At 62.9% G+C, this 4,854-nt stretch carries 6 protein-coding genes and 1 other RNA gene; 4 read left to right on the top strand and 3 right to left on the bottom strand.

Translation table 11 applies throughout. From position 1 onward, the window contains the following. Positions 1 to 39: 39 nt before the first annotated feature. Positions 40 to 1,683: a DNA repair protein RecN gene (gene recN / locus AC3AYF_RS18240; protein ID WP_487780143.1), complete on the top strand. Its 1,644-nt coding sequence runs from the start codon at positions 40 to 42 to the stop codon at positions 1,681 to 1,683. Positions 1,684 to 1,809: 126 nt separating this feature from the next. Here the strand turns inward: recN and fur are convergent, their stop codons facing one another. Then, positions 1,810 to 2,259 carry a ferric iron uptake transcriptional regulator gene (gene fur / locus AC3AYF_RS18235; protein ID WP_149435543.1) on the bottom strand — a complete coding sequence of 150 codons (450 nt, stop codon included), beginning with the start codon at positions 2,257 to 2,259 and terminating at the stop codon, positions 1,810 to 1,812. A gap of 72 nt (positions 2,260 to 2,331) precedes the next feature. On the opposite strand from fur, the gene AC3AYF_RS18230 reads away from it, so the two are divergent. Further along, complete coding sequence (locus AC3AYF_RS18230; protein WP_295039352.1) at positions 2,332 to 2,754, top strand: outer membrane protein assembly factor BamE; 423 nt, start codon at positions 2,332 to 2,334, stop codon at positions 2,752 to 2,754. Positions 2,755 to 2,786: 32 nt separating this feature from the next. On the opposite strand, the gene AC3AYF_RS18225 is transcribed toward AC3AYF_RS18230, so the two are convergent. Both AC3AYF_RS18225 and AC3AYF_RS18220 read right to left on the bottom strand, forming a co-directional pair. Further along, positions 2,787 to 3,083 (bottom strand): RnfH family protein, encoded by a 297-nt coding sequence (locus AC3AYF_RS18225; RefSeq protein ID WP_365677452.1) that lies wholly within the window; start codon positions 3,081 to 3,083, stop codon positions 2,787 to 2,789. A gap of 11 nt (positions 3,084 to 3,094) precedes the next feature. Continuing rightward, on the bottom strand, positions 3,095 to 3,529 hold the full coding sequence (locus tag AC3AYF_RS18220; RefSeq protein WP_149435546.1) for a type II toxin-antitoxin system RatA family toxin: 435 nt from the start codon (positions 3,527 to 3,529) through the stop codon (positions 3,095 to 3,097). Between the two features lie 215 nt (positions 3,530 to 3,744). Here AC3AYF_RS18220 and smpB point away from each other — a divergent pair, with 215 nt between their 5' ends. Together smpB and ssrA are read left to right on the top strand one after the other, a co-directional pair. Next, positions 3,745 to 4,224 (top strand): SsrA-binding protein SmpB, encoded by a 480-nt coding sequence (gene smpB, locus AC3AYF_RS18215; RefSeq protein WP_110597749.1) that lies wholly within the window; start codon positions 3,745 to 3,747, stop codon positions 4,222 to 4,224. A gap of 76 nt (positions 4,225 to 4,300) precedes the next feature. Beyond that, positions 4,301 to 4,680: a transfer-messenger RNA gene (gene ssrA, locus AC3AYF_RS18210) on the top strand. Positions 4,681 to 4,854: the final 174 nt, after the last annotated feature.

Raw genomic sequence — 4,854 nt, 5'->3', positions numbered from 1 at the left:
TAGGTCGAGGCGGGCAAGCTCACGCTTCAGTACGAGGACATCGCCGTCGACACGCTGGATCTGGAGTTCCAGGCCGGCATGACCGCCATCACCGGCGAGCCCGGTGCCGGCAAGTCGATCCTGCTCGGCGCGCTGGGCCTCTGCCTGGGCGAGCGGGCCGACGCCGGCGGCGTGCGCCACGGCGCCGACCGCGCCGATCTGAGTGCGCGTTTCGATATCGCGGAGCGGGAGGACGCCAAGACCTGGTTGGCCGCCCGCGAACTCGCGACGGACGACTGTCTTCTTCGCCGCGTCGTCACCGCCAGCGGACGCTCCAAGGCGTGGATCAACGGCCAGCCCTGCACCATCGCCGACCTGCGTGAACTGGGTGAGTGCCTGATCGACGTGCATAGCCAGCACGCCCATCAGGCCCTGCTCAGCGAGGACACGCACCGTCGCCTGCTCGACGACGCCGCCGGTCATCACAAGGCGGTCGCCGAGCTTGGCGACCTGCATCGCCAATGGCATGCGCTGCGCCGGCAGTATCGCGAACGCAGCGAGAACGACGAGGAGCGTCAAGCCAAGCGCCAGCTGCTGCGCTATCAGGTCGAGGAGCTGGATCAGCTCTATCTCCAGGCCGACGAACTCGCCAGCCTGGAACAGGAGCAGGAGACGCTGGCCCATCTCGAGGAGAGCCTGCGCGAGGCGCAGTTCGCGGCGGATAGCTGCGACCACGACGAGAGTGGCGCATTGACGCTGCTTTCACAGGCGACCCAACGGCTCTCGCGGGTACCGGGAAGCGACCGCGGTAGCCTGGCGGAAGCGCTCGGCATGCTCAATGATGCCCAGATCCAGCTCGAGGAGGCGGCCCGCGAGCTGCATCATTTCGTCGAGTCCACCGAGCTCGATCCGCAGCGGCTGGCCTGGGTCGAGGAGCGACTCGGCGAGATCCATCGTATTGCGCGCAAGCATCACGTCATGCCGGAGGAGCTGAGCGAGCTGCATCGCCGGCTGCGGCAGGAACTGGAGGCGCTCGACGGCGGCGACGACGATCTCGAGACGCTGAGGAGCCGGCTCGACGAACTGCGCCAGCAATACCGTGACGGCGCCAGGGAGATCAGCGAAACGCGGCAGCGTGCCGCCAAGGTTTTCGCCCGACAGGTTCAGGAGCAACTGGCGTTCCTGGGAATGGACAAGGCGCGCTTCGCCGTCGAGGTCACGCCGCTGGAGACGCCCCAGCCCCACGGGCTGGATCGGGTCAGCCTCCAGATCAGCGCCAACCCGGGCCAGCCGACCCGCCCGCTGGCCAAGGTCGCCTCGGGCGGCGAACTCTCCCGCGTCAGCCTGGCGATTCAGGTCGTGGCCGCGAGCCACAGTACCTTGGCGACGCTGGTCTTCGACGAGGTCGACGTCGGCATCTCCGGCGCTACCGCCGAGATCGTCGGGCAGTTGCTGCGGCGGCTGGGCAGCGATGCCCAGGTCATGACCGTGACCCACCTGCCCCAGGTCGCCGCACAGGCGCACCAGCACCTGCATATCGAGAAGCACTCCAGCGACGATACGACCCGCACCCTGATGTCCCAGCTAGACGAGGCCGGGCGGGTACGCGAGCTGGCGCGGATGCTGGGAGGCGTCAAGCTCTCCAACCGGACGCTGGCCCATGCCCGCGAGATGCTGGCGGCCAGTCAGAGCTCGGCACACTGATACAGACCGTCCCACGAGAATCAGGGGCCGGAGCGTCGAGCCGCAGCGGGGAGAGACATACGAAAAACGCCGACCCAAGGGTCGGCGTTTTGATGTTCTGTCGTGTTTCCACCGGCGACGTGGAGATTACTTCTTGATGCCATCCTGGCGTGTCGCCTTGGAGCCGCGGGGGCGAACGTACAGTACCAGCGCATGCTCGACCAGCTCGTAGCCGTGCTCCTCGACGATCTCGCGCTGACGGCGCTCGATCTCTTCGTCGTAGAACTCGACGATCTCGCCGGACTCGAGATCCACCATGTGGTCATGGTGCTCTTCCTGGGACATCTCGAAGACCGCGTGGCCGCCGTCGAAATTGTGGCGGACGACCAGTCCTGCCGCTTCGAATTGAGTCAATACGCGATAGACCGTCGCCAACCCGACATCTTCTCCAGACTCCAGCAAGGCCTTGTAGACGTCCTCGGCGCTCATGTGGAGCTCTTCTTCCTTACGAGTCGCTTCGAGGATCTGCAGAATCTTGACGCGCGGCAGAGTGACCTTCAGCCCCGCCTTACGCAATTCTTGGTTTTCGTCGGCCATGGTCGCTCTTCGCAGTAGCGTCTCGTGTCGGGTATGATCAATCCACGCAACGATAGTGAAAGACGGACTCAAATGCAAAATCTGATCAGAACGGTCGTACTCCTCCTCGCAGTCTCGCTCATCGCCGGCTGCAGCTACTTCGGCGTCTACAAAAGGGATATCCCGCAAGGCAATCTCATCACCCAGGACATGGTGTCCCAACTTCATCCCGGCATGAGCCGTTCACAGGTGGCCTACATAATGGGAACGCCGCTGCTGGAAGCGCCCTTTTCATCGGATCAGTGGGATTACGTCTTCTATCTCGACGAAGCCTACGGCGGCACGGTGCAGAAGCGCCTGACGCTGACTTTCCAGGACGACCAGCTGGTCGACATCGCCAAATCCGGCGACATGGACTCGGACGTCGAGCTGAACCAGGACGATGGTCCAGGGCCTGCCGTGGAAGGCGCCGGCGAGAGCGCGTCGGTTCCGCAGATCGGCCCCAGCGGTATCTGAGATCCCCCCGCGCTACCGGACGAACGGCCGGCTCAACGCGTCGAAGCGTTGGCCGCCCGTTCGCGTCGTGCCTGCTTGGGGTCGAGTTCCAGCGGCCGATAGACCTCGATGCGATCGCCGGCCACCGGCTGGTACTCCTCCGGAGAGGGCAGGCGCTCGCCGAAGATTCCCAACGGCGCCTGCGTGAAGTCGAAGCCCCTCCATGCCGGATGCCGGCTCGGCAGGTCGGCCAGCATGACCGCCCGCCTGGCATCGATGCCGGGCTCGAGTGTCAAGCGCACGATCGTCTGGTGTTCGGGGGTCGCGAAGGCGACTTCGATGGACTCCATCGGCATACCTGCTAGCGTCCGTAGACCTGATCGGCGCGGCGCGTGAAGGCGTCGACCAACTGGCCCGCCACCTGCTGGAACAGCCGGCCGAACGCCATGCCCAGCAGGCGGTTGCTGAACTCGAAGCTCATCTCGAGCTCGATCTTGCAGGCGTCTTCGCCCATCGCTCGAAAATGCCACTGTCCGCTCAGCCGCTTGAAGGGGCCGTCGACGAGCGAAAGGTCGATGCGTTCGGGACGTTCGAGATCGTTGCGTGTGGTCACGCTCTGCTCCACGCCGCCCTTGGCCAACGTCATTCGGCCAATCAGATAGCCGTCTCCCTGCTCGACGACGCTGGCCCGCCGACATCCGGGTAGGAATTCGGGGTAACGCTCGAAATCATTGACCAGTTCAAACATCTGCTCCGGTGTATGCCGAACGAATGCAGACCGATTCACGCTGGGCATAGGGGTCTCCGCTGATTTATCGCCCCGACATGCGTATCATGGGGCTCCGTTTAGATGGCTTGAATGGTATCACGGCTGCCCTCATAACCAGGCTTCACACGATGCTTCGCCAACGCGCTCCCTCGACGCATGGCGTGACGACCATAGCGCACGGCGCGCAGGTCATCGAATGCATTGGCAGTGGGGCATACCGGATAACGCCGCAAAGAGGTGTCATGGGTAAGAAAAAAGGCAACGCGCCTAGCAGCAACACGATCGCCCAGAACAAGAAGGCTCGGTTCGAATATCATATCGACGAGACCTTCGAGGCAGGCCTGTCGCTGGCCGGCTGGGAGGTCAAGAGTCTTCGCGCAGGCAAGGCTCAGCTGACCGACACCTATATCCTGGTCAAGAACGGCGAGGCGTGGCTGCTGGGTAGTCATATCATGCCGCTCAATACGGCCAGCACCCACGTGCTCGCGGACCCGACCCGGACGCGCAAGCTGCTGCTGCATCGCAAGGAGATCGCCAGGATCTTCTCCAGGACGCAGGAGAAGGGGCACACCTGTGTGCCGCTCAAGCTCTACTGGAAGCAGAACCTGGTCAAGTGCGAGCTGGCCTTGGTGCGTGGCAAGCAACTGCACGACAAGCGCGCCACCGAGAAAGAGCGCGACTGGAATCGCGAGAAGGCCCGGGTCATGAGGGATCATGCCTGAGGCGGCGCTAAATGCTTGAGTCGGCACTTGATATGGCGTGGGCTCGTCACCATCTGATAGAATGAACGGGTTGTACGGGGGCGACATGGCTTCGACGCCGGTGACAATCCCTGAGGTGCATGCCGAGAGTGTAACGTATCTCGTAAATCCAACGTTGCAATTGAATAGTCGCAAACGACGAAAACTACGCTCAAGGCGCGCTGGCAGCGTAAAAACTGCTAGTTGTTAGCCTGGCCCCAAAGCGATGTGCCCATTCATCGCGGCGGGGATATGAGCTAAAGCTGATGGGACCGCGGATGTCAGCGCTCTCCTGACATTCGTTAAACCTTAGAGAGATCGCAAGGTGCCATCCTGCCCGTCGGAGTGCACTGCGTTAAATCAAAAGACGGAACTAAGCATGTAGAGCTGATGGGCGAGTGCCGGCGGACGGGGGTTCAATTCCCCCCGCCTCCACCAAACAGCAAAAAGCACCCTGACGGGTGCTTTTTTTGTGGCCTGAACCCAGACATCCCGGCAGTGGTTCGCGGACCGGACGACCTCACCCCGCCAGCAGTGTCTTCATGAAGTCGTGATAAAATTCGCAGGGAGCGAATCGGCTCATTCTCTCCATCAGCTTGACCCTTTCGGCCG

This window comes from Salinicola sp., assembly GCF_982684285.1.
Note: the sequence above shows the minus strand (reverse complement) of the source record. Positions and strands in the feature narration are given on the sequence as shown.

What these genes read in the sequence shown, in the direction of transcription:
- fur (WP_149435543.1), bottom strand. Translation starts at nt 2,259, where the DNA reads ATGGCCGACGAAAACCAAGAATTGCGTAAGGCGGGGCTGAAGGTCACT.
- AC3AYF_RS18230 (WP_295039352.1), top strand. Translation starts at nt 2,332, where the DNA reads ATGCAAAATCTGATCAGAACGGTCGTACTCCTCCTCGCAGTCTCGCTC.
- AC3AYF_RS18225 (WP_365677452.1), bottom strand. Translation starts at nt 3,083, where the DNA reads ATGGAGTCCATCGAAGTCGCCTTCGCGACCCCCGAACACCAGACGATC.
- AC3AYF_RS18220 (WP_149435546.1), bottom strand. Translation starts at nt 3,529, where the DNA reads ATGCCCAGCGTGAATCGGTCTGCATTCGTTCGGCATACACCGGAGCAG.
- smpB (WP_110597749.1), top strand. Translation starts at nt 3,745, where the DNA reads ATGGGTAAGAAAAAAGGCAACGCGCCTAGCAGCAACACGATCGCCCAG.